General features: G+C 67.3%; 26 protein-coding genes. 8 read left to right on the top strand and 18 right to left on the bottom strand.

Going from position 1 to position 23,923, the window contains the following annotated elements:
* Window positions 1–96 precede the first annotated feature (96 nt).
* The 3 genes from LMH63_RS09995 to LMH63_RS09985 are packed head-to-tail and all read left to right on the top strand — an operon-like array spanning window position 97 to window position 2,006.
* Window positions 97–720 (top strand): GNAT family N-acetyltransferase, encoded by a 624-nt coding sequence (locus LMH63_RS09995; protein WP_109677532.1) that lies wholly within the window; start codon window positions 97–99, stop codon window positions 718–720.
* Between the two features lie 47 nt (window positions 721–767).
* Window positions 768–1,580, top strand: a complete 813-nt coding sequence (locus tag LMH63_RS09990) for a class I SAM-dependent methyltransferase (protein ID WP_109677530.1) — start codon at window positions 768–770, stop codon at window positions 1,578–1,580.
* A 3-nt stretch (window positions 1,581–1,583) separates the two neighbouring features.
* Window positions 1,584–2,006: a GFA family protein gene (locus tag LMH63_RS09985; RefSeq protein ID WP_109677528.1), complete on the top strand. Its 423-nt coding sequence runs from the start codon at window positions 1,584–1,586 to the stop codon at window positions 2,004–2,006.
* Between the two features lie 7 nt (window positions 2,007–2,013).
* On the opposite strand, the gene LMH63_RS09980 is transcribed toward LMH63_RS09985, so the two are convergent.
* Entirely contained in the window at window positions 2,014–3,138 is a 1,125-nt protein-coding gene (locus tag LMH63_RS09980; protein ID WP_109677526.1) for an enolase C-terminal domain-like protein, read from the bottom strand.
* A gap of 54 nt (window positions 3,139–3,192) precedes the next feature.
* Here LMH63_RS09980 and LMH63_RS09975 point away from each other — a divergent pair, with 54 nt between their 5' ends.
* Entirely contained in the window at window positions 3,193–3,906 is a 714-nt protein-coding gene (locus LMH63_RS09975) for a glutathione S-transferase family protein (RefSeq protein ID WP_229332554.1), read from the top strand.
* Window positions 3,907–3,983: 77 nt separating this feature from the next.
* On the opposite strand, the gene LMH63_RS09970 is transcribed toward LMH63_RS09975, so the two are convergent.
* The 5 genes from LMH63_RS09970 to LMH63_RS09950 all read right to left on the bottom strand — a co-directional run bounded on the left by LMH63_RS09970 (window position 3,984) and on the right by LMH63_RS09950 (window position 7,283).
* Complete coding sequence (locus LMH63_RS09970; RefSeq protein ID WP_199225621.1) at window positions 3,984–4,139, bottom strand: hypothetical protein; 156 nt, start codon at window positions 4,137–4,139, stop codon at window positions 3,984–3,986.
* Window positions 4,140–4,218: 79 nt separating this feature from the next.
* A complete protein-coding gene (locus LMH63_RS09965) occupies window positions 4,219–4,695 on the bottom strand; it encodes an AAC(3)-I family aminoglycoside N-acetyltransferase (RefSeq protein WP_109677522.1) in 477 nt (158 codons plus the stop codon).
* Between the two features lie 88 nt (window positions 4,696–4,783).
* Window positions 4,784–6,076: a hypothetical protein gene (locus tag LMH63_RS09960; protein WP_199225620.1), complete on the bottom strand. Its 1,293-nt coding sequence runs from the start codon at window positions 6,074–6,076 to the stop codon at window positions 4,784–4,786.
* Window positions 6,077–6,153: 77 nt separating this feature from the next.
* On the bottom strand, window positions 6,154–6,711 hold the full coding sequence (locus LMH63_RS09955; protein WP_146205183.1) for a hypothetical protein: 558 nt from the start codon (window positions 6,709–6,711) through the stop codon (window positions 6,154–6,156).
* 89 nt (window positions 6,712–6,800) lie between these two features.
* Complete coding sequence (locus LMH63_RS09950) at window positions 6,801–7,283, bottom strand: hypothetical protein (protein ID WP_146205182.1); 483 nt, start codon at window positions 7,281–7,283, stop codon at window positions 6,801–6,803.
* Window positions 7,284–7,499: 216 nt separating this feature from the next.
* Here LMH63_RS09950 and LMH63_RS09945 point away from each other — a divergent pair, with 216 nt between their 5' ends.
* The gene (locus LMH63_RS09945) at window positions 7,500–8,030 is read left to right on the top strand and encodes a phage integrase N-terminal SAM-like domain-containing protein (protein ID WP_229332553.1); all 531 of its coding nucleotides are present in this window, start codon (window positions 7,500–7,502) and stop codon (window positions 8,028–8,030) included.
* Between the two features lie 291 nt (window positions 8,031–8,321).
* Here LMH63_RS09945 and LMH63_RS09940 read toward each other — a convergent pair whose 3' ends face one another.
* Window positions 8,322–8,774 (bottom strand): DUF302 domain-containing protein, encoded by a 453-nt coding sequence (locus LMH63_RS09940; protein WP_109677517.1) that lies wholly within the window; start codon window positions 8,772–8,774, stop codon window positions 8,322–8,324.
* 159 nt (window positions 8,775–8,933) lie between these two features.
* Between LMH63_RS09940 and LMH63_RS09935 the strand changes: the two genes are divergently transcribed.
* Window positions 8,934–10,271 (top strand): sensor domain-containing protein, encoded by a 1,338-nt coding sequence (locus tag LMH63_RS09935; RefSeq protein WP_109677515.1) that lies wholly within the window; start codon window positions 8,934–8,936, stop codon window positions 10,269–10,271.
* Window positions 10,272–10,331: 60 nt separating this feature from the next.
* On the opposite strand, the gene LMH63_RS09930 is transcribed toward LMH63_RS09935, so the two are convergent.
* The 9 genes from LMH63_RS09930 to LMH63_RS09890 form a co-directional block, all read right to left on the bottom strand.
* Entirely contained in the window at window positions 10,332–10,721 is a 390-nt protein-coding gene (locus tag LMH63_RS09930) for a CBS domain-containing protein (RefSeq protein WP_109677513.1), read from the bottom strand.
* Window positions 10,722–10,735: 14 nt separating this feature from the next.
* Entirely contained in the window at window positions 10,736–11,083 is a 348-nt protein-coding gene (locus tag LMH63_RS09925; RefSeq protein WP_109677511.1) for a transcriptional regulator, read from the bottom strand.
* Window positions 11,080–12,570 (bottom strand): DUF1538 domain-containing protein, encoded by a 1,491-nt coding sequence (locus tag LMH63_RS09920; RefSeq protein ID WP_199225625.1) that lies wholly within the window; start codon window positions 12,568–12,570, stop codon window positions 11,080–11,082. Before LMH63_RS09920 ends, LMH63_RS09925 begins: the two co-directional genes overlap by 4 nt.
* A 215-nt stretch (window positions 12,571–12,785) precedes the next feature.
* Window positions 12,786–13,211, bottom strand: a complete 426-nt coding sequence (locus LMH63_RS09915; RefSeq protein ID WP_109677507.1) for a DUF2784 domain-containing protein — start codon at window positions 13,209–13,211, stop codon at window positions 12,786–12,788.
* A 13-nt stretch (window positions 13,212–13,224) separates the two neighbouring features.
* Complete coding sequence (locus tag LMH63_RS09910; RefSeq protein WP_109677687.1) at window positions 13,225–14,250, bottom strand: branched-chain amino acid aminotransferase; 1,026 nt, start codon at window positions 14,248–14,250, stop codon at window positions 13,225–13,227.
* A gap of 102 nt (window positions 14,251–14,352) precedes the next feature.
* Complete coding sequence (locus LMH63_RS09905; protein ID WP_199225619.1) at window positions 14,353–14,775, bottom strand: GFA family protein; 423 nt, start codon at window positions 14,773–14,775, stop codon at window positions 14,353–14,355.
* 3 nt (window positions 14,776–14,778) lie between these two features.
* Window positions 14,779–15,399 carry a class I SAM-dependent methyltransferase gene (locus LMH63_RS09900; RefSeq protein WP_229332552.1) on the bottom strand — a complete coding sequence of 207 codons (621 nt, stop codon included), beginning with the start codon at window positions 15,397–15,399 and terminating at the stop codon, window positions 14,779–14,781.
* Between the two features lie 124 nt (window positions 15,400–15,523).
* Entirely contained in the window at window positions 15,524–16,030 is a 507-nt protein-coding gene (locus LMH63_RS09895) for a YHS domain-containing (seleno)protein (RefSeq protein WP_109677505.1), read from the bottom strand.
* Between the two features lie 184 nt (window positions 16,031–16,214).
* Window positions 16,215–16,652 carry a nucleoside deaminase gene (locus LMH63_RS09890; protein ID WP_109677503.1) on the bottom strand — a complete coding sequence of 146 codons (438 nt, stop codon included), beginning with the start codon at window positions 16,650–16,652 and terminating at the stop codon, window positions 16,215–16,217.
* A 216-nt stretch (window positions 16,653–16,868) separates the two neighbouring features.
* On the opposite strand from LMH63_RS09890, the gene LMH63_RS09885 reads away from it, so the two are divergent.
* Both LMH63_RS09885 and recQ read left to right on the top strand, forming a co-directional pair.
* Entirely contained in the window at window positions 16,869–17,531 is a 663-nt protein-coding gene (locus LMH63_RS09885) for an OmpA family protein (RefSeq protein ID WP_109677501.1), read from the top strand.
* A gap of 101 nt (window positions 17,532–17,632) precedes the next feature.
* Window positions 17,633–19,483: a DNA helicase RecQ gene (gene recQ, locus LMH63_RS09880; protein WP_109677499.1), complete on the top strand. Its 1,851-nt coding sequence runs from the start codon at window positions 17,633–17,635 to the stop codon at window positions 19,481–19,483.
* 177 nt (window positions 19,484–19,660) lie between these two features.
* Here recQ and leuA read toward each other — a convergent pair whose 3' ends face one another.
* A complete protein-coding gene (gene leuA, locus LMH63_RS09875; protein ID WP_109677497.1) occupies window positions 19,661–21,361 on the bottom strand; it encodes a 2-isopropylmalate synthase in 1,701 nt (566 codons plus the stop codon).
* 471 nt (window positions 21,362–21,832) lie between these two features.
* Complete coding sequence (locus LMH63_RS09870) at window positions 21,833–23,860, bottom strand: ATP-dependent helicase (protein WP_109677495.1); 2,028 nt, start codon at window positions 23,858–23,860, stop codon at window positions 21,833–21,835.
* Window positions 23,861–23,923: the final 63 nt, after the last annotated feature.

Raw genomic sequence — 23,923 nt, 5'->3', positions numbered from 1 at the left:
CCTCAACCTTCCCGCGGCTCTTGCCTATCGTTCCCCCCGGATTGGCAGCCCGCCCGGCAGACGCCGGCGCGGTCCACTACAACCCGGAGGTCAAGAATGTTTACCGTGGAAAACCGTCAGCAGAGTCCGGCCGACGGTCCCCACCTCTGTCTGCGGCCCGCCTGCGGTGAAGACGTCGCGGCGCTCCGCGCCATGCATATCCTCAGCGTGCTGACGCTCTGCGCCAGGGACTACTCCGGCGTCCAGCTGGCGGCGTTCCTGAGCGACTTCGACACGACGGCACCCGATTGCCTCGAAGCTGGCCGACTCCTGGTCGCGACCCTGGACGGTGCGCTGGTCGGCAGCGGTGGCTGGCAGCCGACCGGGCAGATGCGCTGTACCAGGGAGGGCGTGCTACCCGAGGTGGAGATTCGCGCACTCTACGTGCATCCGGCGGCCGCGGGCCGCGGCGTCGGCGGGCGGATCTACGAGCACCTGGAGCAGGCCGCGGCGGCGGAAGGGCACGCCGGCAGCCTCGTGCTGCGCTCGACGCTCACCGCCGAGCGCTTCTACGCCCGGCGCGGTTTCCGGCGCATCGAGCGCACCGCGCTGCCGCTGCGCGAAGGCATCGCGTTTCCCGTCGTGCGGATGGCGAAGGCGCTTCACCTCCCGGCTTCCCTCGAGCCCATGGAAGGGCGGGCGGAGCAGCGCGCGCCGGAACCGATGCCGGAGGCCGGCTGATCGCGGCAACAGGGGCGTGTACCCCCCGCTGCGGGAGGATCAGTGCAATGAGCGCAACCAGCATCGACTACGATCCCGTCGCCGAGATCTACGATCTCTACGTCACGGCCGTCGATGACGTCCCGTTCTTCCTGCAGGAGGCGCAGGCGGCGGCCGGACCCGTGCTGGAGCTCACCGCCGGCACCGGTCGGCTGTCGCTGCCGCTGATCGAGGCCGGTGTGGCGCTGACCTGCGTCGACGTCTCGCCGCGGATGCTCGAGGTGCTCGACCGCAAGCTGCGGCAGCGTGGGCTGCGCGCCGAGCTGCGCTGCGCGGATATCTGTCAGCTCGAGCTGCCCGCGCGCTTCCGGCTTGCGCTGCTGCCGTTCCAGTCGTTCATGGAAATCACCGGCGAGGCACGCCAGCGCCAGGCACTCGCGGCCGTGCACCGCTGCCTTCTGCCCGGCGGGCGCTTCATCTGCACCCTGCACAACCCGGCGCTGCGCCGCCGCCAGGTCGACGGCACCCTGCGCCTGGTCGGCCGTTTTCCCCACCGGGAAGGCAGTCTCGTTGTCTCCGGCTTTGAGACCGGCGGCCAGCCCGTCGTCAACCGCCTGCAATTCTTCGAGTGCTTCGGCGCCGACGGCAGCCTGCGCTGGAAGCGCCTGCTACCGATGCGCTTCGAGCTGATCGAGCGCGAGCGCTTTGCCGCCATGGCCCGGGATGCCGGCTTCCGCGTGCGGGACGTCCACGGTCACTACGACCGCAGCCCCTTCGATCCGGCGCGCAGCCCGTTCATGATCTGGGTCCTGGAGAAGAAGGGCAGCGAGCGCGGCTCGCGGCGCCCCGCCATACCCCATCACACCGCTGTGGAGGACTGAGGCATGGATCCCACCGAACCGCTGCACGGCCGCTGCCTCTGCGGCGCCGTGCGCCTCGTGGCCACCCCGAAGAGCCACGAGGTGGACGTCTGCCACTGCAGCCTGTGCCGCACCTGGAGCGGCGGGCCGATGTTCGCCGTGGAATGCGCCGACGCCGTGGCGTTCGAAGGCGCCGAGCACATTGCCGTCTACCCCTCCTCGGACTGGGCCGAACGCGGCTTCTGCCGCCACTGCGGCACGCACCTCTTCTATCGGCTCCAGGCCGGTACCCACTACGCCCTGCCCGTCGGCCTGCTCGACGACCAGGACCGCTGGCAGCTCACCAGGCAGATCTTCATCGACGATAAGCCCGCCTTTTATTCGCTGGCGGAGGACACCACGAATCTGACCGCGGCGGAGGTGTTTGCGCTCTATTCCTCGGAGTGAGCGGTCATCAGCCCTTGACCGAACCGTCGACGCAGTCCGGGGCGCCGCAAAGGTACGGCGCCAGGGCGGCCTCGTCCCACTCGATCCCGGAACCGGGCCGATCGGGGACGAGGGCATGGCCGTCCTCGATGGCAAGCGGCTCGCGCAGGATGGGGTTCGCCCAGTCCACGTATTCGAGCCAGTGGCGCGTGGGCGAGGCGGCCAGGAGGTGGGCACTGACCTCGGGGAAGATATGGCTCGAGAGGGGCAGCCCTGCCGTGTCCGCCACCGCGGCGGCCCGCAGCCAGCCGGTAATGCCGCCGATCTTCATGACGTCCGGCATGCCCAGGTCGCAGTAGCCCGCGTCCAGGGCTGCCTGCATCTCCCGCGCGCCCCACCAGTTCTCTCCGGCCTGTATCGGGGTGGCAGCGGCGGCACGAATGCGTGCATAGCCGCGAAGGTCATCCGCGAGGGTCGGCTCCTCGATCCAGGTCAGGCCCTCCCCGGCCAGCGCCGCCACCCGGCACTCGGCCTCCGGCACGGAGAGGGACTGATTGTAGTCGCACATCAGACGCACCCCTTCGCCCACGGCCTCGCGAACGGCGCGGACCACGGCGAGATCGGTCGCGAGCTCCGGATAGCCGAGGCGGATCTTCACCGCCGGGAAGCCCGCCGCCACCAGCTCCCGCGCCTCCTCACCCGCGCGCTCCGGTCCGATCATCCCGAGACCGCAGCTGTTGTATGCGGGAATCCGCCCGGGCTGGCCGCCGAGAAGGCGCACCAGCGGCAGGGACCGCGACCGGGCCAGGGCGTCCCAGGCGGCCATGTCGATGCCGGCGATAGCCATGCCGACAATGCCGGTACTCCCCAGCAGGCGGAAGCGGGCGCGCAGGGAGCGCTCCAGCTCGTGCGGCGCAAGGGGCTGCCCCTGCAGCACCGGCGCGAGGCTGTGCAGCAGCGCCACCACGGGCCCCAGGGCCGGCGGCGTGTAGCAGAAGAGGTAGGTGTGGCCGGTCACCCCCTCCTCGGTAAGCAGGTCCACGAGTGCCAGCGGTGCGGTGCGGATGGTGCCGCCCCCCGTCACCAGCGGGCGGGGCATCGGCACGCTCGCTCCGCGCACCTGCAGATCGCGGATGGTCAGCTCGGCGGTCATCAGCGCGTCTGCCTCCCGGCCATCACTAACCCGTAGTCTAGCCGCCAGGGGGGAATGCTATCTTTCCGTGCGCTGCAGCCGGCGGATGACGTGCCACCCATGATCACCCTCTACCACTGCGTGAACGCCCGCTCCTTTCGCGTACTGTGGACGCTGGAGGAGCTCGGCCTGCCCTGCGAGCTGCAGGTGCTGCCGTTCCCGCCCCGCGTCCATCGCAAGGACTACAAGGCGCTCAACCCCATCGGCACCATTCCGCTGTTTCTCGACGGCCCGGTGCGCATGACCGAGTCGGTCGCCATCTGCCAGTACCTGGTGAGCCGCTACGGCCCCTCCGATCTGGAGGTGGGGAGCGCGGAGCCCGACTTCGGGGCCTACCTCAACTGGCTGCACTTCGGCGAGGCCACCCTCACCTTTCCGCAGACCCTCGTGCTGCGCTACAGCCGCCTGGAGCCCGAGGCGCGCCGCCACCCGCAGGTCGTCGAGGACTACACCCGCTGGTTCCTGGCACGGCTGCGGGCCGTTGACGCCGCGGTGGCGGACCGGGCCTGTCTCTGCGCAGGGCGCTTCACCATCGCCGACATCGCCGTGGGCTACGCTCTGCTGCTGGCCTCCGACCTTGGTCTTGGCGAGCATTTCTCCGCTGGCATACAGGACTACTGGCAGGGCCTGCAGGCACGCGACCCCTTCCAACGCGCGCTGGAGCGGCAACGCCAGGCGGCGCAGGAACAGGGTGTCTCACCAGAGCCGATTCCGCTGGCCGCCTCCTGAGCGCGGCAGCGAGGGCGCCACGGACAGCGCGCGGGCTGGCAATCCCTGTCTGCATGACACCTCCGAGATGACCGGGCTCAACGAGTGAGCTCGACCGTCAGACCAGGCAGGCCGATGCCGTCCACCTGCGTTCGCCAGACCTCGCCCGGGTGCACGGCGTGCGCCGTCGTGATCGTCCCCGTCGTGACCAGCTCACCGGCCTGCACCGGCGGCAACTGCGGCTGTCGCTCCACGGAATGGAATCATCCGGGACCTGACGGCTAACGTTTCGGTTCAGGCGCGCGAGGTACGCGCGTCGCCTGGAACCGATGGTTATGTATCGTCCTCGATCACCGGAATATCAAAATGCAGGACACTTTCCTTAGTTCCCAGTTTGGAGTAGAGGGCTATGGCCGCCTCGTCTTCCGCTCCGGTATCAGCTTGCACAAAGATCACATAGGCTCCCCGTGCCTCGCCTATTTTCCTGAGTTCTCGGATCAACGCGGTCGCGACTCCCTGCCGTCGGTGCTGGCTCGAAACAGCCAAATCGTAGATGTAGATCTCACTCCGCTCCTGTTCGAACTTCCTAAGCTCGTATGCGGCGAGACCACCCACAACCTTGCCATGCTTTACGGCCACCATGGCGATGAAGTAGTCACTGCCGAGCAATCGACGCATGTACTCGGCACCAGGACGCGCTTCTGCGTAGTTTTTCGGTTCATTGAATACCTCACCGAACGTGTGCAAGAGCGCGTCCATCAACTCCAGATCGTCTTCGGAAAGCTTTTGGACTGTGTAACAATCTCGCATCGATGACTGACGCTCCTACGCTACACAACGACCAAGCTCTGCGGCGGAAACGAAGCGCAGCGCAGTTTGCGTCCGAACGAGCGCCTTGTTAGCGATTTCGGCGATGCCTGCGGTCCGTTTGTATATTTACGGCAAAGACAACTGCTCGACCTGACTTTAATGTACTTCTTATAGCTGATTCCAAATGCTTAGATTGCGCAATTGTTGTACCGACCCACCCACCGGAGGCAATCGTGACAAACTCGGTATTATCAAAATATCGGCGGACATTATTATACGAAAGGCGTTTCCCCCCTTTCGGACCAACCGTCGTTGGATGCTCTGAAAGAAGGTCCCAATAGTCGAGCGGGAGATACATGCCTTTCACCAGCCCGATATTATCTGGATCAAACACTAGCCTCGGGCAGATTTTTAGAAAGAACGGATTTTCTGACAATCTAAAGCCGTCAGCTTCGGCATTGGGACCAACCTTACGAAGCTCACTTAACACCAACCTCATGCGATCTATTTCGTCTGAAAGCTGCTGATTTGGAAATCTATATACGGCTTGTCCACCTTCCTCCTCCATCGCTTTATACTGAACCATGAGAAAGCATGAAAATGTTTCGTTGTAGTAGATCAGATCGACGCCCAGTTGTTTCTCCAAAGGAAGCCGGTTGGCTAATACCACTGTCAGTTTTGATTGTGTATTCTCGAAAACAACCAATGCATGACTTGTGTGTCGAATGGCTTCATACCCTGGCAAGCTATTTAAATCATTAACTACCATAGGATCTTCACGAAGCCTTACTTGTTCTAAACCATCGAGGAATGAGGTGGTTGTTCCCTTATCATTAACATCCCAACCGTAGATCTCATCCCGACCAATGCCTGCGATCGTTAATGCCGTCGCAACAGCTTCTTTTTGTTCGGCCAGGGTCGCCCGCACTTGACTTGAGAGATTCTGTATACGCCTATACCTAGCCTCACTGAATCTGGACAGAATGCGTGAGGAATCAGGCGCAAGCGAACTGACAATATTGAGAAAGCTTTCGAAGCTTTTAGGCGGGAGCAATCCTCCAAATGCAATTTTCTCTGAGACCTTTTTTTTGAGTTTATTAGGAACCCTTTTTTCTATGTCATCGATATCCACAGGTGATTTTAGGGTGTATATATCATGCAGATTCAATCTGCGCATATCGGTACCAGCTCTCGTACCTCGTTTGCCGAGAGCGATATCTGTTAATTTATTTGAGCTATCTATGACGAAGCAAGCCAACGGGACATTTCGACTATGAGAGAACTCTTGAACCGGCTCACCAAAAGTGTCGTAAGGATTGTGCTCAAACGCATCCTTTCGATCGGGAGACAACCTAACTACATATCCTCCTGATTTGCTCATCAGTGATCCTCAAGCTTTCTTCAACGGCTAACGTGCGGCTTCAGCCGCCAAGGTACGAGGTCGGCTGAAAGCCTTGGTTAGGCACACCCATATCGCTTCTCCCATTCGAGAAACTCCGCCAAGCTGCGCGCGCGGAGCAATTGGCCCGCATAAGCAAGGAACTGGCGAATGTATAGCGTTGCTTTCCAATCTGTACGACTACGGGTTCCGTAGAGGTAGACGTATGGGCCGAAGCAGCCCTGCGTGCCTTCCTCAAGCGACTGATCGAAGTTTATTTTTCGGGCATGAATGATTTTATTACAAGCCTCACGAAGCGAAAGCCTCTCTTCCTTGTCGGCCGTTTGTAGGAATCCGCAGAAGAACGGATTTTTTTCGTCGGAATCCGCCTCCGACTCGTCATCGAGCATGCGTATGATGGTTGCGGATTGAAGCAGAATCCGACTCGCCTCATCACAGAAGAATTCTTTCTCCAAGTCCTTTAGCGCCTGATGCATATCGACCGATAGATCTTCCCTTTCGTCCGACAAAGGACCGCTACCTTCAAACTGGCACGCGAGGCGATACACGTCGAGCCGCATTGGCTTCAGATCGAGCGAGTGGTTCTTATTAAATTTGGGGTTCTCAATTTCCGCCATAGCAATAGACGCCTAACGCTCAGCTTAACCGGGCGGCTTTGGAGCGCCAGCGGAAAAGCCGGTCCGAGTTGAAGCTGTTGTTAGAAGGGTTACCGTTCATAGCTCTCTCGCACATCCTCCACGAGCTGAGCACACGTTCTTAGTACGACGAGCGATGAACGTACTAGCGCCTCATTACGACCAGGCTCCATCTCACCATCCGGTAGATGCTTCCCCCCATGGAATAGATTGTTGCGCACCGTTCTTATCATCAGAAGGAGTTGCTGGAGTTCTCGTTGTTGTGGATCAATCACAAAATCACAAAACTTGACTCCGTTGTTCTCAGTGAGAACCTGCTTGCGGGGCGGGCTCTCCCAGAGATACTCGACCGCGTCCCTCAGGTCTTCCCTTGATTCAGCATGGAAGAGTTCATCAGCTTCATTGGCAAATCTATCCCACGAGGCAGACACGATTCCTCCGTTCCCCACGGCAAATCGCGTCGCCTTCAGCGCATACTCCATCCTCGCGAAAACCGCCATGAATTCGCATGCTAGTTCGCCTGGCATATGTAGATGTCGGAATGCGTTGTCCATGTGCCCCTTCTAACAGTGATTGGCTCGCCGGCGCCGATATCGAGTAGCTGTGCCGGCGTGATATCTCTGGTGCCGTTGCGGCACGGACCGCGCCAACTCCCCGATCCCATGTGGTTTTCGCTCCCAGCGTGTCTTGCGTGCCTGGATATCACGCCGGCACGTTGACGCGGCTCGCTTGAAACTGTACTTATATACAGTATGCACGGAGGTAGGCGAATGGACTCGCAACGCAAGCCCCGTCTTATGGAGCGTGTTCGGCGCACACTCCGGACCAAGCGCTACAGCCGCCGCACCGAGAAGTCCTACTGCTACTGGATCCGCTACTTCATCCGCTTTCACGGGCTTCAGCATCCTGCCGCCATGGACGCGCGCGAGGTAAGGTCCTTCCTCGAGCACTTGGCTGTCGAACGGCACGTGGCGGCGGCGACGCAGAACCAGGCGCTGAACGCCATTGTCTTTCTGTATCGCCGCGTGCTGGAGCAGCCGATCGGCAACATCGGGGCGGTCACGCGCGCACGGCGCACACGCCGGCTTCCGGTGGTGCTCTCGCATGCCGAGGTGCTTCGGGTGCTCGCCTGCATGCGAGGGGATATACGGCTGCTCGCAGAGCGGATGTACGGGAGCGGGTTGCGCGTTACGGAAGTGTCGCGTCTGCGGCGAAAGGCTGTGGGCGTGGTCAGGCAGAGCGGGGCAAGCGGCGCCCGTGCAGCGGGCGTTCGGTTCGAATGGCGGGATGCTGCATCCTGAGCCTGGCCGGCGATCCATTGCGCTGCCCTCATCCCGTCCGCAGGATCCCGGCACGGGCACGGCCGGGAGCGTCACCCCTGCCGAGTCTAGCGGCAGAGCATGGCGCCGTCACGGTAGCGGGAACCGGCGCACGTCCTCGCATGAGGATCGCCGGGGCGGCGGGTGGGCAGCCGAAGGCGCTGGCCCGCCGCGGCGTGCCCTGGGGGAGCGTACTGTCGAAGCCCGTTCCGCGGTTGGAGGCTGCGCGGTGAGTCCGCAGCGGCCGCCGCGGGGAATGGCCTGCCGGTCCGCCTACTCCGCGACCGCCGCCGCGCTCAGCTTCTCCAGCGCCTCGCTGATGTTCTCCACCGGCGGGCAGTCGGCAGCGTCGTGGCGCTGGGCGATCCAGGCCGGGTCGTTGTAGCCGAGCCAGGTCTGGCCGTCCTCGTCTTCCCAGACCAGCGCCTTCAGCGGCAGGTCGATGCCCACGGACTGGGCGCACTGCATGAACGGCGTCCCGCCCCTCGGGTTGCCGAAGATCAGCACTTCCGTGGGCCGCAGGTCCATGTCCACGCTCTCGGCTCCCTCGGCGTGGTCGATCCTTGCGAATACGTTGAGCCCCTGCTCCTCGACGATGGTCTCGAAGCGGTCCATGGTTTGCCTGGGTCCATGAGGGCTCTGCACCCTGACCAGGCCGTCGGCGGCCCATACGCCGGTGGTGGTGCCGAGCAGAAGAGCGACGGCGATCCGCTGAATACGTTTCATGGCGATGCTCCAGGGATTGTTTTCGGTGTCATTCAACGACGAGGCCCGGAACCCCTGCCCGGCCCACACCCCCTGCGACAGCCCGGGCCGACTTTCGGTTCGAGGCGGCACCCGTAATACCGTGCTAAAACGCGGGAAACCACGCGGCTGCCTTTGCTGATGACGAACGACCTGCCCATCCCCCTCGAACAGGTTCTGGACTTGCTGCTCGATGCCGTATGCGCCGTCGACGCGCAGGGCCGGTTCGTCTTCGTCAGTGCGGCGGCCGAGCAGGTATTCGGTTACCCGCCGGAGGAGATGCTCGGCCGGAAGATGATGGATTTCGTCTTCGAGGAAGACCGTTCCAGGACGATGGACGCGGCGCGCCAGGTCATGGCGGGGCAGCCGCTGCCCCATTTCGAGAACCGCTACGTGCACAAGGACGGGCGACTGGTCCATGTGATGTGGTCGGCCCGCTGGTCCGAGGAGGCGGGGCTGCGGATCGGGGTGGCCCGGGATGTGACCGAGATCCGTCACGCCGAGCGGATGCAGAACGCGCTCTACCAGATTTCCGCGGCGAGTCACCAGGCCGAGGGTCTGGACACACTGTACCAACGCCTGCACCGCATTCTGGCGGACCTGCTGCCGGCGAGCCACTTTACGGTGGCGCTCTACGAGCCCGAGACCCAGCGGGTCACCTACCCCTACTGGCAGGATCCCGAGCGGCCGACACCGCCGCCGCAGCCCCTGGAGGCGCATCTGGTCAGCACCCAGGTCATCCGTACCGGGGAGCCGATCTGGATACCGGACGAGGACGGCGGCAGTACCGGCGCCAACGGCCTCCAGCTGGCCAATGTTGATGCGCAGGCCTGGCTCGGCGTGCCGTTGCCGATGGCGGATGGGGTGATGGGGGCGCTGGTGATGCACTCCGGCAGCCGGCCCCTGCGCTACAGCCGCCAGGATCTGGAGCTGCTGCAGTTCGTCTCGCTGCAGCTGGCCGCCGCCATCGAGCACCAGCGCGCCCAGGCCTGGCTGGAGCATGCCGCCCGCCACGATCCGCTCACCGGCCTGCCCAACCGCTGGATGCTGCAGGACCGCCTGGAAGTGGCCCTGCGCTGGGCCCATCGTTACGAGGAGCAGGTCGCCGTGGTGTACCTGGACCTTGACGGCTTCAAGCAGATCAACGACCGCTGGGGCCACGAAGCCGGGGACCGCCTGCTGCAGGAGGTGGCGCGCCGCCTTACGGGCTGCGTGCGCGAGGCGGATACGGTCAGCCGCGTCGGGGGCGACGAGTTCGTGCTGGTGCTCAACAACATCGACGGACGCGAGGCCGCCGAGCGCATGCGGAAGAAGATCCACGCCGCCCTGGAGGCGCCATGCGCCATCGGCGAGGGCCGGGAGGCCGCCATCAGGGGCAGCATCGGGCTCGCCCTCTATCCGGAGGACGGCGAAGACCGCGAGACCCTGATCCGGATCGGCGATGGCGCCATGTACGCCGAGAAACGCCGGCGAGGCTGATGCCAGCACCGGTGTGGCGATGGATCCAACCCCCAGGCGTGAATCGGTGAGATATGGGGGCTAATCCTCCGCCATCTCCAGTACTGAGGCGACGATATCGTTACGGGTCAGAATGCCGGCGAGCTCGTTGTCCCGGAGCACCAGCACCCGGCGGAAGCTCTGGTTGACCATCAGTCGCGCCACATGGCGCACGTCCAGCTCCGGATGGACGGAGATCGCGGGCTTGGAGCAGACGTCGTAGACGTTGATGAGGTCGATGTCGCCCTCCTCCGCCACAATCGTGCGCAGGATCGTGGTGTAGGTGACCAGCCCGTAGGCATCGTGCGGCCCACGCTTCTCGACCACCAGGGATTTGACGTCGCGGCTGCGCATCAGCTGCATGGCCTCGCGCAGCGAGGCCAGGGGCGAGATGGTCACCACGTCGGTCTTCATGATGTCCTTGACGAGCATGCTGGCTCCCCTTGTCAGATCTCGCGCTCCAGCTGCGATTCGAATCGCTCCAGCTGCTGCAGGTCGATACCGGCGAGATGCTCCAGCGGCAGGGTGAACACGACGCCCTTGCTGCCGTTCTGCAGGTCGAGGTCGCGGGTCAGCGCCTTCAGCACGCGTACCGAGAGCTTCTTCTCCAGCACGAACAGCAGCACCGACTGGCTGCCCTCATAGGTGAGACCAAAGAAGGTCTTCTTCTCCTCGATGCCGATGCCGCGCCCACCGAGTATGGTCACGCCGCCGGCGCCCGCGTTCCTGGCGGCGTCGATGGCGGCGTCCTCCATGTCCTCGGCAAGCACGGCCACGAGCGCTGCAAACTTCATGATTCCTGCACTCCTCTCGCCCGAACGACGAGATCCGCGACGATAGCGTAGAGCATGACGGTAATGATCGGGAAAATGGACGCGAAGGCGATCAGGCCGAAGCCGTCGACAAGCACGTTGCGCCCCTCGATCGCGCTGGCGAGACCGATACCCAGCGCGGTGACCAGCGGCACGGTGACCTCGGAGGTGGTCACTCCGCCAAGGTCGAAGGCGAGCGGCACGATGAAGCGCGGCGCAAGCCAGGTCAGCAGGATCACCACCGCGTAACCGCCCATGATGTAGTAGTGAATGGAGTCTCCGGAGATGATCCGGTGCACGCCGATGGTGATGCCAATGGCCACGCCGAGCGCCACCAGCATCCGGATGACACTGCCCCGCAGCCGCCCGCGAGCGGCGTCTTCAGCCTGCTCGCCGATGGCGATCAGCGCCGGCTCCGCCATGGTGGTGGCGAAGCCGATGGCGAACGCGAACAGGTAGACCAGCGCCACGCCGTCCCGGGCGATAAGCTGCGCCGCCATGCTCTGGCCGATGGGGAACAGCCCGAGCTTGAGCCCCAGCACGAAGGCATAGAGGCCGACAATCACCAGCACGAAGCCGACCATCGCCCGGTGCAGGTGGGCGATGCGCTTGCGGATCACGAGGTACTGGAACACCAGCACCACGACGATGATGGGCAGCACGTCCCGGACCATGCCAAGAAGGTCCGCGCCCATGCCACGCAGCAGGCTCCCGGCCTCCGGCTCCGCGGGCGCACTGTCCTCCGGCGCGATGACCGCCCCACCCGTGGCTGCCGCCGCCCCGGGGTCGCCGAAGGTGTACACGGCAATCCCGTAGAGCTGCACCGAGATCATCGGCACCATCACCGCCAGCGCCACCAGACCGAAGCCGTGAATCAGCGCGTTGCGGCCGCGGATGGAGGTGGCGAGACCAATGCCGAGGGCCGCGATGAGCGGTACGGTGACGATGTTGGTGGTCACGCCCCCGGAGTCATAGGCAAGGCCCACGATCTCCTCCGGCGCGAAGAAGGTCACCGCTACCACCAGCACGTAGCCGACGATCATGTACCAGTGCAGGCTGTGGCCGAGCACGATGCGCACGATCCCGAGCGCAGTCACCGCGCCCACGGAGGTCGCCACCAGCGCGCGCAGCACGAGGCCGTTCACGCGGCCCTCGCTGATGACCTCCGCCTGCCCGGCCACGGCGATCAGTGCCGGCTCGGCGATCACCGCGGCGAAGCCGAGACAGAATCCGAAGGCCATCAGCAGGATCAGCGAACCTCGCCGGGCGAACTCGTTGGAGAGGTTCTTCCCCACCGGGAAGATGCCGAGCTCCAGGCCCTGAAGGAACAGCGCCACGCCCAGCACGACCACGCCCAGCCCGAGGGTCATGGTCAGCCAGCCCTCCGGCACTTCCCGCATCACCACGAACTGGAAAAAGCCTACGACCAGGATGATGGGCAGGAGATTGCGGAAGGCATGCCAGACCATGCCGTAGAACTCGCGGAGCGCCGTCACTGCCCTCTCATATCCCTTGCATCCACACGGTCGACGCAGCCGGCAGGAAAGACCCTGTTCGCGTGTCGGTCATGCCGGCGTGCCGCAGAGCCGACAGTCTACTCACGAGCCCGGCCAGACCGGATGTCTCACCGGTTCGCGGCTGCGGACGCGGATCGGTACGACAGACCGGCGGGTCCTGTCGGTGATCAGCGAGGCTGGGAGAGAGGTCGCCGCAGGCTCTGGCGCCCACTCCGGCCGCGAGTCGGCGGATATCGCCACCACAACAGCACCACGATCCCGGCGAAGACGGTATAGACCACGGCGAACACCCACATCGGCGCCTCGTGGTAGATCAGCGCCCGGACCCCCTGCTGTATGAAGCTGCCCTCATAGCCGGCGCCGCCGCCCTGCCGGCGTAGCCAGACCTCCAGCGTCGTCAGCGGGCAGAGCGCCCCTAGCCACGCCTGGGCCACGACGACGGCGATCAGGAGGAGATGCGCCACCCGGTAGGCCGGCCGGTTAACCCACTGCCAGCCCCACCGGTTGCCGAGGGCGATCAGCGGCGGGCCGCTCACCACGAACAGCACCACTGCGAGGTGGAGCAGCAGCACGGCATCCGCGAGGGCCTGCACGGCAGTCTCCGTCTCAGCTCAGCCAGCCGAAGCGGTCCTCCGCGGCGCCGGCCTGGATGTCGGTCAGCGCCTGGCGCAGCCGCCGTGTGTTGGGCCCGATGCTGCCATCGCCGACGCTGTGGCGGCGACCGTCACGAATCAGCTCGCCGACACCGGTCAGGACCGCGGCGGTACCCGAGAGGGCCGCCTCGCCGAAGGCCGTCCAGGCCAGCAGCTCGTCGACGCTGAAGTCCCGCTCCACCACCTCGTAGCCGAGATCGGCGGCCAGAGTGAGGATGGAATCCCGCGTCACGCCGTGCAGGAACGAGCCGTCCAGCGGCTTGGTGAGCACCCGGCGGTCGTCGATGAGCAGGAAGTTGGAGGCGCCGGTCTCCTGGACATCGCCGCCCGGGCAGAACAGCACCTGATCGGCGCCGTGCTCGCGCCGCGCAGCCACCACATGGCGCATGGCGGAGGCGTAGTTGCCGCCGGTCTTCGCCTGCCCGAAGCCGGGAGTGCTGCGCATGCCGTGCTCCTCGATGAGCACGGTGAGCGGCCGGCCGCCGCCGCTGAAGTAGTCCCCCACCGGAGAGGCGAGGATGTACAGCAGCGCCTCCGCGGGCGGCGCGCCCGCCGCACCGATGTTGGCCTCGGTACCGATGAGCGTCGGCCGCAGGTAGAGCGCACCCGGGGGATGCGGGGTATCGTCGCGGTTGGCGGCGACGGCCTCGCGGATCATGCCCTCCACCACCTCGACCGGCGGCAGCGGCAGGCAGAGCAGCTCGGCGCTGCGCCGCAGCCGCTCGGCGTGGCGGTCGGCGCGGAACAGGCGCACCTGGCCATCCGGCATGCGAAAGGCCTTGAGCCCCTCGAAGCAGCTGCTGCCGTAGTGCAGTACGTGGGCGCCCGGATGGAGCGCAAGCGGCGCGACGGCCTCCACCGCCGGTCCTGACCACTGCCCGCCGCGATAACGGGCGACGGTCATCCAGTCGCAGAACACGGTGCCGAAGGCGGCGGGCGTGGTGGGCGGCGCGGTCTGGCTGGCGGTTTCCGGCGGCATGATGGCACCCGTGAGGTCGGACCTCACTACCTTAGCGGATCAGGCGGCCGGCCGGCAGCCCTCCCGGATACTCACTGATCGTTTCGGAAGTACGGTCAGGTCTCAGCGGGCAAAACCGGGAAACCGCGGATGCTCGTCGAGGATTTCGTCCCAGTCCGCACAGTCGGCAGTGAACGCGTGCACCTTGGCGACCTCGCCGAGTGGCGTATCCAGGGTGCCGATCCGCAGCCGGCGCACCTCGGGCTGCCCGTCACGGGCACTGAAGAAGGGGCTCCCGCAGCGGCTGCAGAAGACACGCTGCTTCCCGGGCGTGGCGCGGTATGCCGTCAGCAGCCCCTCGCCGGCGGTGATGCGAAGCGCCGCCGTATTCACCACCGCCACCGCAACGAACGCCGAGCCGGAGGCCTTGCGGCACTGGCGGCAGTGGCAGAGCGAGATCCCCTCGATGGGCGCGTCGAGCTCATAGCGGACGCCACCGCAAAGGCAGCCTCCGCTGTGAATCGGCGCCCCGTTGTCCTGGCTCATGGATCACACCTTGCGCGAGAGCACGAAAAGCACCGAAGCCGGCGTATCGGTACCGGGCAGCCGCGGCTCGAGAAGGTCCTCGATGACGAAGTCCGCGCTCCCGAACAGCCCGCTCCAGCCCTCGAAGGTCCGGAAGTACCAGGGGGCCGGCTCACCGAACCCCTCGCCGAGCCCCGCCCAGGAACCCTCGCGCCAGCCGTCTCGATAGGCGCCGTCCGCGCAGGCCAGCGGATGCAGCGTCTGGATCACCAGATAACCCTTTGGCGCGAGCCACCGGGGCACCGCCTCGATCACCGAGGCCGTCGATGCCTTGCCGAGCAGCGAGAAGTTGCAGACCGCCACATCGAAGGATCCCGGCTCCGCCAGGGGCAAGCCCCCGGGCGCGCCCAGGTGCTCGTAGTCAACACGGTGAAACGTCCCGCCGCCGGCGGCGCGCGCCGCCGCTACCAGCTCCGCACTGCCGTCGATCCCGGTGACATCGATGCCCTTCGCCGCGAGGGCCCGGGCGAGCCAGCCCTCACCGCAGCCGATGTCCAGCACCGATCGGGGCGCAAGCGCCTGGACGGCCGACAGGATGGCGGCATCCGTCGCCTGCCGGCGGCTGGCGATGCAGCCGCCGCGCACGGCTTCCGTCCATGGCTCGCCGTTGGCCTGCCATGCGGCACGGATCCGGGCCTCGTTGTCGGTGGTCTGCTCCAGGCTCCGGGCTCCCTGTTGCGCGCAGTGGCAGGCCAGGGCCGCGATGGGATCAGGATCCCTCCACGATCTCGGGCCAGCGCCGGTCACCGAGCTCGATGAACCCCGGGATGTCCTGCTCCCAGCGGCGCTGAATGGACTCACTGTAATTCAGGTAGAGCCGGCCATCCACGATCTTCCACGCATGGGGATCGATGGAGTAAAGCTCGCCCTTTTCCGCCACCGCCCAGGCGCAGAACCCGCCGTAGGCCGGCGCGTAGGCCTCCGGGTCGGCCAGGAACCGCTCGCGGTGCTCCGCCGAGGCGAAGCGCCAGGTGGCGCCGTTCCACTCGGCCTCGAACTGCGGGCTGCCCGCCACGGGTTCGCCCTCGGTGAAGTAGGCCACCGGATCATAGCCACGGATGGCGTAGCCGTCCGCGACGAACACCGGGCCGGACTCGCCCGCGGCGATGGCCTGGCCCCCGGACTGCCCGAGCGGGTTGTACAGCAGCAGGCCGCCGCCCACGGCGAGAAGGACCGCCAGGGCCATGAGGATGCGGGGTCGTGGAATGCGCTTCATGGTTCAACCTCCCGGCAGACGCCAGCGGCGCTGCCCAACATCGGATTGGCGTGGAAGGCCTGGCCACCGGCAGCGAACCGACGGCCACGGCCAGGGAACGCCGGGAGAGTGCCCCGCGGGCCGGCAGCCCGCCATTCGCAATTGCCCTTAGCGGTTCCCCGCAGCGGCACGACCGCCGCCACCCCTACTCGCCGATATCCTCGTTCCAGACCTCTGGGGAGTCCGCGATGAAGCGACGCATCAGCTCGACGCACTCGTCGAGGTCCAGCACCTCCACCGCCACGCCGCGCTCGCGCAGCAGGGCCTCCTCGCCGAGGAAAGTGCGGTTCTCGCCGATCACGACCCGGGGGATGCCGTAGAGCAGGATCGCCCCGCTGCACATGGGGCATGGCGAGAGCGTTGTGTAGAGCACACTGTGCCGATAGACGGAAGCGGGCTGGCGGCCGGCGTTCTCCAGCGCGTCCATCTCGCCGTGCAGGACCACGCTGCCCCGTTGCCGGCGGCGGTTGTGGCCTCGGCCGATAATCCGCTCGCCGTATACCAGGGCCGAGCCGATCGGTACACCGCCCTCGGCGAGGCCCTGACGCGCCTCTTCGATTGCTGCCTGCATGCCCGCTTCCACGTTCGCGCTCCCGGCTGTTCCACACCCGCCTTCAATGTTGCCACGCGGCGCCCTGCACCCGCCCGGCAGTCGAGCTGGACCGCCCGCGGGTCTCCACCGCGGCCGTCGAAATATGCCATGCTCCCAGCCTGCGTGGGCGGCCTGCCGTCCGGATTAGCGGCCGGCTCGGCCGATCGGCGCAGTGCCCCACGCGGGCCAATGACCTAGGAGAAAACTATGCGACTCGCAGCAACACTCAGCGCTCTCGCCCTGCTCGGGGCCAGCGGCATCGCCGCCGCCCAGAGCGAGGTGAATGCCCCCTGGACCAATCCCCAGGGCCAGCCCTGGACCAACGAGGCCGGCGAATGCTGGCGTGAGCCAGGCACGGATTCCGGCCCGATCGAGGCTTGCGGCGACGCCATGCCGGAGCCGGAGCCAGAGCCGGAGCCGGCCGCCGACAGCGATGCCATGGAGGACGAGCCGGAGACCGTTACCCGCGTGCAGGAGCTTGAGCTCGACTCCAGAGCCCTGTTCGAGTTTGGCTCGGCGCGCCTGACCCGCGATGGCCGCAACGCCATTCGGGAAGGCCTGGCCGAGGCCGGCGGGGACTGGCGGCTGCAGCGGGTGCGCGTCATCGGGCACACCGACCGCATCGGCAGCGCGGAGGACAACCAGCGACTGTCCCGGCAGCGGGCCGAGTCCGTGGCGTCCTACCTGGAGAGCCGCCCGGAAACCGACGGCGTGGAGATCGAGGCCGTCGGTCGTGGCGAGAACGACCCCGTCGTCACCTGCGAGGACGACCTGGGCCGTGAGGCACTGATCGAGTGCCTGGCGCCCAACCGCCGCGTGGTGATGGAGCTCGAGCTGGAACGCGAGGTCCAGCGCCAGGTCAGCGAGTAACCGCCGCCACCCCCGGGCGCCTCGCGCCCGGGGGCGGGTTGCCGCCTGCTTGCGGGAGGCGGACAATCCCGTATTGTCCGCCGCCAGAGACCCAGTGCCCGATGGCTGTCACTCCCGACACGGATCTGTCGACCGCCGCCAGCCCGCCTACCGCTGAAAGCACCCTCCAGTCCGTCTTCGGCTACAGCAGTTTCCGCGGCCGGCAGCGAGAGATCATCGACACGGTCTGCGCCGGGCGCGACGCCCTGGTCCTCATGCCCACCGGCGGTGGCAAGTCCCTCTGCTACCAGATTCCCGCGCTGCTGCGCCCCGGCGTGGCGGTGGTGGTCTCGCCCCTGATCGCGCTCATGCAGGATCAGGTGGAGGCCCTGCGCCACAATGGCGTGCGCGCCGCGGCCCTGAACTCCGGACTCGATCCGGCGGAGCGCCGGGCCACGGAGCGTGCCCTGGACGCCGGCGAGCTGGACCTGCTTTACGTCGCCCCGGAGCGGCTGCTGTCGGACAGCTTCCTCGAGCGGCTGGCACGGCTGCCCATCGCGCTCTTCGCCATCGACGAGGCCCATTGCGTCTCCCAGTGGGGGCACGACTTCCGCCCGGAGTATCTGCAGCTCGGCGTGCTCGGGGAACGCTTCCCCGGCGTGCCCCGCATGGCGCTCACCGCCACCGCCGACGAGCGCACCCGCGAGGAGATCCGCCGGCAGCTGCTGCCCGCGGACGCGGCGGTATTCATCGCGAGCTTCGACCGCCCGAACCTCACCTATCGCGTGGGGCTGAAGGACCGCGCCCGGGATCAGCTGCTGCGCTTCATCCGCGAACGCCACGCCGGCGCCTCCGGCATCGTCTACTGCATGTCGCGCAAGGCCACCGAGCAGATCGCGGATTTCCTTGCCGGCCACGACATCCCCGCCGTGCCCTATCACGCCGGCCTCGACGCCGCCACCCGGCGGCGCCATCAGGAGCGCTTCCTGCGCGAGGAGGGGCTGGTGGTGGTGGCGACGGTGGCCTTCGGCATGGGCATCGACAAGCCGGACGTCCGCTTCGTCGCCCACCTGGATCTGCCGAAGACCCTCGAGGCCTATTACCAGGAAACGGGCCGCGCCGGGCGCGACGGCCTGCCGGCCGAGGCCTGGCTCATCTACGGCCTGCAGGACATCTACCGCCTGCGCCAGATGATCGCCGCCTCCGAGGCCCCGGAGGCGCACAAGCGTCAGGAGCGCCAGCGCCTGGAGGCCCTGCTCGGCTACTGCGAGGCCACCGGCTGCCGGCGCCCGGTGCTGCTCGGCCACTTCGGCGAGTCCCATCCGGGCGGCTGCGGGCGCTGCGACAACTGCGAGCAGCCCCCCGAGACCTGGGACGCCACCGAGGCCGCCCGCATGGCGCTCTCCTGCGTCTACCGCACCGGCCAGCGTTTCGGCGCCGCGCACGTGGTAGACGTGCTCCTCGGTCGCACCAGCGAGCGCATCCAGCGCCTTGGCCACGACCGGCTGAGTACTTTCGGCATCGGCACCGGGCACGACAAGGGCACCTGGCAGTCGGTGCTGCGCCAGCTACTGGCCGGGGGCTATCTGGAGGCGGACCCGGAGGGCCACGGCGGCCTGCGCCTCGCCCGGGGCTGCCGGCCGCTCCTCCGGGGCGAGGCCACCCTGCAGCTGCGCCGGGACCTCCCCGCGGCCCGCAAGGTGCGCAGCGAGCGGGCCGCGAAGGTACGCCCCGAGGACATCGCCGTGGACTCGGCGGCCTGGGCCGCCCTGCGCAGCAAGCGCCGCGCCATCGCCGAAGAGGAAGGCGTGCCGCCCTACGTCATCTTCCACGATGCCACCCTGCTCGCCATGCTCCACGAGCGCCCGCGCACCCTGCAGGAGTTCGCCGCCCTGCCGGGCGTCGGCGAGCACAAGCTCGAACGCTACGGCGAGGCCTTCCTGGAGGCTCTGAGCGAGCTGGAGCGAAGCTGACGGTGGCACGCCAAAAGGCGCCGACACCCAACACAACGACACAACGAGCACAACGGTACACAACGAAGAGAGGAGGATTTCGTTGTGAATCGTTGTGCCCGTTGTGTCGTTGTGTTTAGAGCGGCCCTCCACTAGCCCGCACATCTCGCCGATTCACGGCTGCGGGCGCAGACACTCCTAGCCGAAACGTTCGCCGGCCCGGAACAGGGCCTCGCGGCGGTCGGCCGGGAGGCGGGCCCAGATGCGGTTGATGCCGCTGATCACGGCGCGGATGGACGCCGTCACGATGTTCGGATGAATGCCGACACCGTAGACGTCGCCGGGGACCCCATCCGCGGAGAGCTCCATGAAGCAGACGGCGCGGGCATCCGAGCCGCGGCCCATGGAGTGCTCCTCGTAGTGCTGGACGCGGACATCCGCATCCAGGGCGGCGAGCAGCGCGTCGATGGGGCCGTTGCCAACGCCGGTCAGCGTCTCCTCGCGGCCCTGCTCGCGTACTCGCAGGCGGATGCCCTGGCGGTCCTCGACGTCGAAGAGGCTGTGCCCGAGGTAGTCCACCGGCTCCTCGAGCACGAGATACTCCTGCTCGAAGATGCGCCAGAGCTCCTCGGCGCGGACCTCCTTGCCGGTGTCGTCGGTCCAGGCCTGGACCACCTGGCTGAACTCCACCTGCAGCCGCCGCGGCATGGCGAGCCCGTACTCGCGCTCCATCAGGTAGGCGATGCCGCCCTTGCCGGACTGGCTGTTCACCCGGATCACGGATTCATAGGTGCGCCCGAGATCCCGCGGGTCGATGGTGAGGTAGGGCACCTGCCAGGGGCCGTCCTCCTGCTGCACCGCGAAGCCCTTGCGGATGGCGTCCTGATGGGACCCCGAGAACGCCGTGAACACCAGATCGCCGACATAGGGATGGCGCGGGTGCACGGCGATGCGGGTGCAGTTTTCCACCGTGCGCACGACGTCGTTGATGCGCGAGAAGTCGAGCCCCGGATGCACGCCGTGGGTGTAGAGGTTCAGCGCCAGCGTCACCAGGTCCACGTTACCGGTGCGCTCGCCGTTGCCGAACAGGCACCCCTCCACCCGGTCCGCGCCGGCCATCAGCGCGAGCTCCGCCGCGGCCACCGCGGTGCCGCGGTCGTTGTGCGGGTGGACGCTCAGCACGATGCCGTCACGCCTCGAGAGGTTGCGGTGCATCCACTCGATCTGATCCGCGAAGACGTTGGGCGTGGACATCTCAACGGTAGCGGGGAGGTTGATGATCACCGGCCGCTCCGGGCCTGCCTCCCAGACCTCGGTCACGGCATCGACTATGTCCCTGGCAAAGTCCAGCTCCGTCGTGCTGAAGGTCTCCGGGCTGTACTGGAAGCGCCACTCGGTCTGCGGGTTGGCCTCGGCGAGCTCGCGGATCTGGCGCGCGCCACGCACGGCCATGGCCATTACGCCGTCCCGGTCCTGACCGAAGACCACCTCGCGAAACACCGGTGACGTGGCGTTGTAGACGTGCACGATCACCCGCGGCGCATCGCTCACCGCCTCCATGGTGCGCTGAATCAGCTCCGGGCGCGCCTGGGTAAGCACCTCGATCCACACGCCCTCGGGGATGCGGTCCTCGTCGATCAGCCGGCGCACGAAGTCGTAGTCCGTCTGCGAGGCCGACGGAAAGCCCACCTCGATCTCCCGCAGCCCCACCTCGGTGAGCATGCGGAACAGCTCGAGCTTGCGCTCGGCGTCCATGGGCTCGAACAGCGCCTGGTTGCCGTCGCGCAGATCGGTGCTCATCCACACCGGTGGACGGGTGATGAGCTGATCCGGCCAGCTGCGGTCGGCGAGCTGAACCGGGCGGTACGGGCGGTATTTTCGCGATGGATCCTGAAGCATGGTGTTGCCCTTTCTTCGCTATGCCTGTTGAGCGTTCGGCGCGTCGGCTGCCGGGCGGGCTATGGCCCGCGCAAGGCCCGGCAGCCGCTGGGCAGTCGAAGAAGGGGAACTGGGTTGGTTCGCATCACCGGGCTCCTGTCCGGTCACGGGTTGGCTCCGCCGGGTCGGCGGTGCATCTCAAGGCTCAGCGGTTTGGGGGGGTGTGGATCAGCTGCGCGCGCGGCGCAGCAGCAGCCCGCCGGACAGGAGCAGCGGCAGGCGGAGGGCGTTCGGCAGGTGGCGAGGGTTCCACAGCATGGCCGCAGTAAAGCGCTCAAAGCGCGGTGGCGTCAACCCCGGCCGCGGGATCCCCCCACCCGACAGCGTGAAGACCCGGTAGCGACACGCGCGTATCCGCGATGCTGCCGGCTCATCGCGTGCGGCGGCAGGGCGATGCGCGGGCCGTTCTCCCGGGACACGCTGGAAGGACCCTCAGGGACTCCCAAGGCCCGCTCGCATGGCGGCGAGCCAGTCCGTCGCCCCCGCGTCGGCGGGCAGCTCGGCACCAGGGCGGCGGTCCTCCTCCACCACCGGCTGGCCGCGGCGGATCTCCTCGACGAAGGGAGAGACGGCAACGCTCCGCACCCCCTGGCCATCCCCCGTATCCACCCGGTCGGCATGGTGCAGCATGAGGGCGTCCCGCGCGCGGGTAACGGCAACGTAGGCGAGCCGGCGCTCCTCGGCCAGGTTCTCCACGACGCCGTCGCGGGCCATGGGCAGCAGCCCCTCGCTGAAGCCGAACAGGTGCACCCGGCCCCACTCCAGGCCCTTGGCCCCATGGATGGTGCTCAGCGTAATGCGCCCGGACTCGGGCTCCGCCTCCTCGGTGCCGGTGGCGGCGATCTCCAGGGCCGCGGACCAGCGTTCCGCATCGCCGCTGGCGGCGGGCAGCCCCTGCAGGCGCCGCTGCATGGCGCGCTGAATCGCGGCGAGCCGCGCCCGTACCGGGCGCCAGCCGCGCTCCACGGCCGGCGCCTCCGCCTTGCGTCCGCCCGCGGCGGCGCGGATGCGGCGCTCCAGCCAGTCGCGCACCAGCGGCGTCTGCAGGCACCAGCTCTCGAGCCCTGCCGGCCCCTGCCGGGACAGGGCGTCAATGGCGCGGGCCAGGTCGGCCACTCCGGCCGCACCCTTCGGTGACAGCCGCCCACCCTGCGCCAGCGGATCGCCGCCGGCGTCCAGCAGGCGGCCTACGCCCCGGGCACCGAGGCCCGGCACCAGGTCCGCCAGGCGCGCGAGGGCCCGCATGTCCCGCCGATTGGCGGCAAGCCGGCCGGCAGCGAGCATCATGCGCACGTCGGCGTGGGCCAGCAGATCCATACCGGCCTTGACCCGGTAGGGCAGCCCCCGCCGCAGCAGCGCCGCCTCGAGCGGGCGGGCCAGACGGTTCTTGCGGTAGAGCACGGCCAGCTCGTCCGCCGGTGTGCCGGCGTCCAGGGCGTCCTGCAACGTGGCCGCCACGCCCTCGGCCATGCCCTCGGCATCACCCCACAGTCGCAGCCGGACCGTCTCCTCCGCCGCAGGGCGCACCGCATAGGGGTGCTTCTCGAGGCGCTCCAGGTTATGGCGCACCAGGGCGACGCCGCCGGTGACGATGGCCGGCGCGGAGCGATAGTTGCGCTCCAGGCGGTAGACGGCCGGCGCCTCGGCGGCGATGAAGTCCCGCAGGTTCTGCGGCCGCGCGTGCCGCCACTCGTAGATCGCCTGATCATCGTCCCCCACCAGCACCACGGTGCGGTCCTGGGGCGTGAGCAGACGCAGCAGGCGGAACTGTGCGCCGTCGGTGTCCTGGGCCTCGTCTACGGTGATGTCGCGCAGGGCACCCGTGAGCCGCGCGCAGAGCGCCGGATCGCGGCGCAGGAGCCGGGCCGGCAGCAGGATGAGATCGGCGAAATCCAGCATCGCCGCCTGGCGCTTCTCGCGGTCGTAGCGCCGCAGGCGCTGCAGCAGCCGCGCGGCCGCCACGGGCCCGAAGCCCGCAGCATCACAGAGGTCCCGGGCGGGTTCCAGGTCGGCGTCGTCGGTCAGATCCAGACCCGCGGCGCTCAGCGCCTCCTGCAGCGACAGCGCCCGCCGGCGCCGCTCGGGGTCGGAGAAAGGGCCGGCCAGCAAGGTGTCGAGCATGCGCCGGCTGTCCTCGGCGTCCATCAGCGTGGCGTTGGGCGGCACGCCGATGGCCTCGCCGTGGGTGCGGAGCAGGCGGCTGCCAAAGCTGTGGAAGGTGCCGATCCACGGTGGCGGCACGGCACCGTTCAGGCGCGCCGCCAGACGCTCGCGCATTTCGCCGGCGGCCTTGTTGGTGAAGGTGAGCAACACCATGGCCTCGGCCGGGACGCCGTCCTCCAGCAGCCGGCGGCGGGCCCGCTCGGTGGTACAGCGGGTCTTGCCGGCCCCCGCGCCGGCGAGCACCACCGCCGGGCCGCTGCCGTGGGCCACGACGCGCGCCTGATCCGGATCGAGCATGCCGCCCTCCTCTGCCCTGAAGGCGCGCAAGGATAGCAGCCCGGCCGCGCGGTACACTGGTGT

This window comes from Spiribacter halobius, assembly GCF_020883455.1.
GTDB lineage: Bacteria > Pseudomonadota > Gammaproteobacteria > Nitrococcales > Nitrococcaceae > Sediminicurvatus > Sediminicurvatus halobius.
Note: the sequence above shows the minus strand (reverse complement) of the source record. Positions and strands in the feature narration are given on the sequence as shown.

Excerpts from the sequence above, each read along its gene's own strand:
- LMH63_RS09920 (WP_199225625.1), bottom strand. The coding sequence starts at position 12,570 with ATGGTCTGGCATGCCTTCCGCAATCTCCTGCCCATCATCCTGGTCGTA.
- LMH63_RS09975 (WP_229332554.1), top strand. The coding sequence starts at position 3,193 with ATGCTATCTTTCCGTGCGCTGCAGCCGGCGGATGACGTGCCACCCATG.
- LMH63_RS09930 (WP_109677513.1), bottom strand. The coding sequence starts at position 10,721 with ATGCTCGTCAAGGACATCATGAAGACCGACGTGGTGACCATCTCGCCC.
- LMH63_RS09990 (WP_109677530.1), top strand. The coding sequence starts at position 768 with ATGAGCGCAACCAGCATCGACTACGATCCCGTCGCCGAGATCTACGAT.
- LMH63_RS09945 (WP_229332553.1), top strand. The coding sequence starts at position 7,500 with ATGGACTCGCAACGCAAGCCCCGTCTTATGGAGCGTGTTCGGCGCACA.
- LMH63_RS09950 (WP_146205182.1), bottom strand. The coding sequence starts at position 7,283 with ATGGACAACGCATTCCGACATCTACATATGCCAGGCGAACTAGCATGC.
- LMH63_RS09960 (WP_199225620.1), bottom strand. The coding sequence starts at position 6,076 with ATGAGCAAATCAGGAGGATATGTAGTTAGGTTGTCTCCCGATCGAAAG.
- LMH63_RS09935 (WP_109677515.1), top strand. The coding sequence starts at position 8,934 with ATGACGAACGACCTGCCCATCCCCCTCGAACAGGTTCTGGACTTGCTG.
- LMH63_RS09895 (WP_109677505.1), bottom strand. The coding sequence starts at position 16,030 with ATGAAGCGCATTCCACGACCCCGCATCCTCATGGCCCTGGCGGTCCTT.
- LMH63_RS09885 (WP_109677501.1), top strand. The coding sequence starts at position 16,869 with ATGCGACTCGCAGCAACACTCAGCGCTCTCGCCCTGCTCGGGGCCAGC.
- leuA (WP_109677497.1), bottom strand. The coding sequence starts at position 21,361 with ATGCTTCAGGATCCATCGCGAAAATACCGCCCGTACCGCCCGGTTCAG.
- LMH63_RS09965 (WP_109677522.1), bottom strand. The coding sequence starts at position 4,695 with ATGCGAGATTGTTACACAGTCCAAAAGCTTTCCGAAGACGATCTGGAG.
- LMH63_RS09870 (WP_109677495.1), bottom strand. The coding sequence starts at position 23,860 with ATGCTCGATCCGGATCAGGCGCGCGTCGTGGCCCACGGCAGCGGCCCG.
- LMH63_RS09955 (WP_146205183.1), bottom strand. The coding sequence starts at position 6,711 with ATGGCGGAAATTGAGAACCCCAAATTTAATAAGAACCACTCGCTCGAT.
- LMH63_RS09940 (WP_109677517.1), bottom strand. The coding sequence starts at position 8,774 with ATGAAACGTATTCAGCGGATCGCCGTCGCTCTTCTGCTCGGCACCACC.
- LMH63_RS09905 (WP_199225619.1), bottom strand. The coding sequence starts at position 14,775 with ATGAGCCAGGACAACGGGGCGCCGATTCACAGCGGAGGCTGCCTTTGC.
- LMH63_RS09980 (WP_109677526.1), bottom strand. The coding sequence starts at position 3,138 with ATGACCGCCGAGCTGACCATCCGCGATCTGCAGGTGCGCGGAGCGAGC.
- LMH63_RS09985 (WP_109677528.1), top strand. The coding sequence starts at position 1,584 with ATGGATCCCACCGAACCGCTGCACGGCCGCTGCCTCTGCGGCGCCGTG.
- LMH63_RS09910 (WP_109677687.1), bottom strand. The coding sequence starts at position 14,250 with ATGCCGCCGGAAACCGCCAGCCAGACCGCGCCGCCCACCACGCCCGCC.
- LMH63_RS09995 (WP_109677532.1), top strand. The coding sequence starts at position 97 with ATGTTTACCGTGGAAAACCGTCAGCAGAGTCCGGCCGACGGTCCCCAC.
- LMH63_RS09925 (WP_109677511.1), bottom strand. The coding sequence starts at position 11,083 with ATGAAGTTTGCAGCGCTCGTGGCCGTGCTTGCCGAGGACATGGAGGAC.
- recQ (WP_109677499.1), top strand. The coding sequence starts at position 17,633 with ATGGCTGTCACTCCCGACACGGATCTGTCGACCGCCGCCAGCCCGCCT.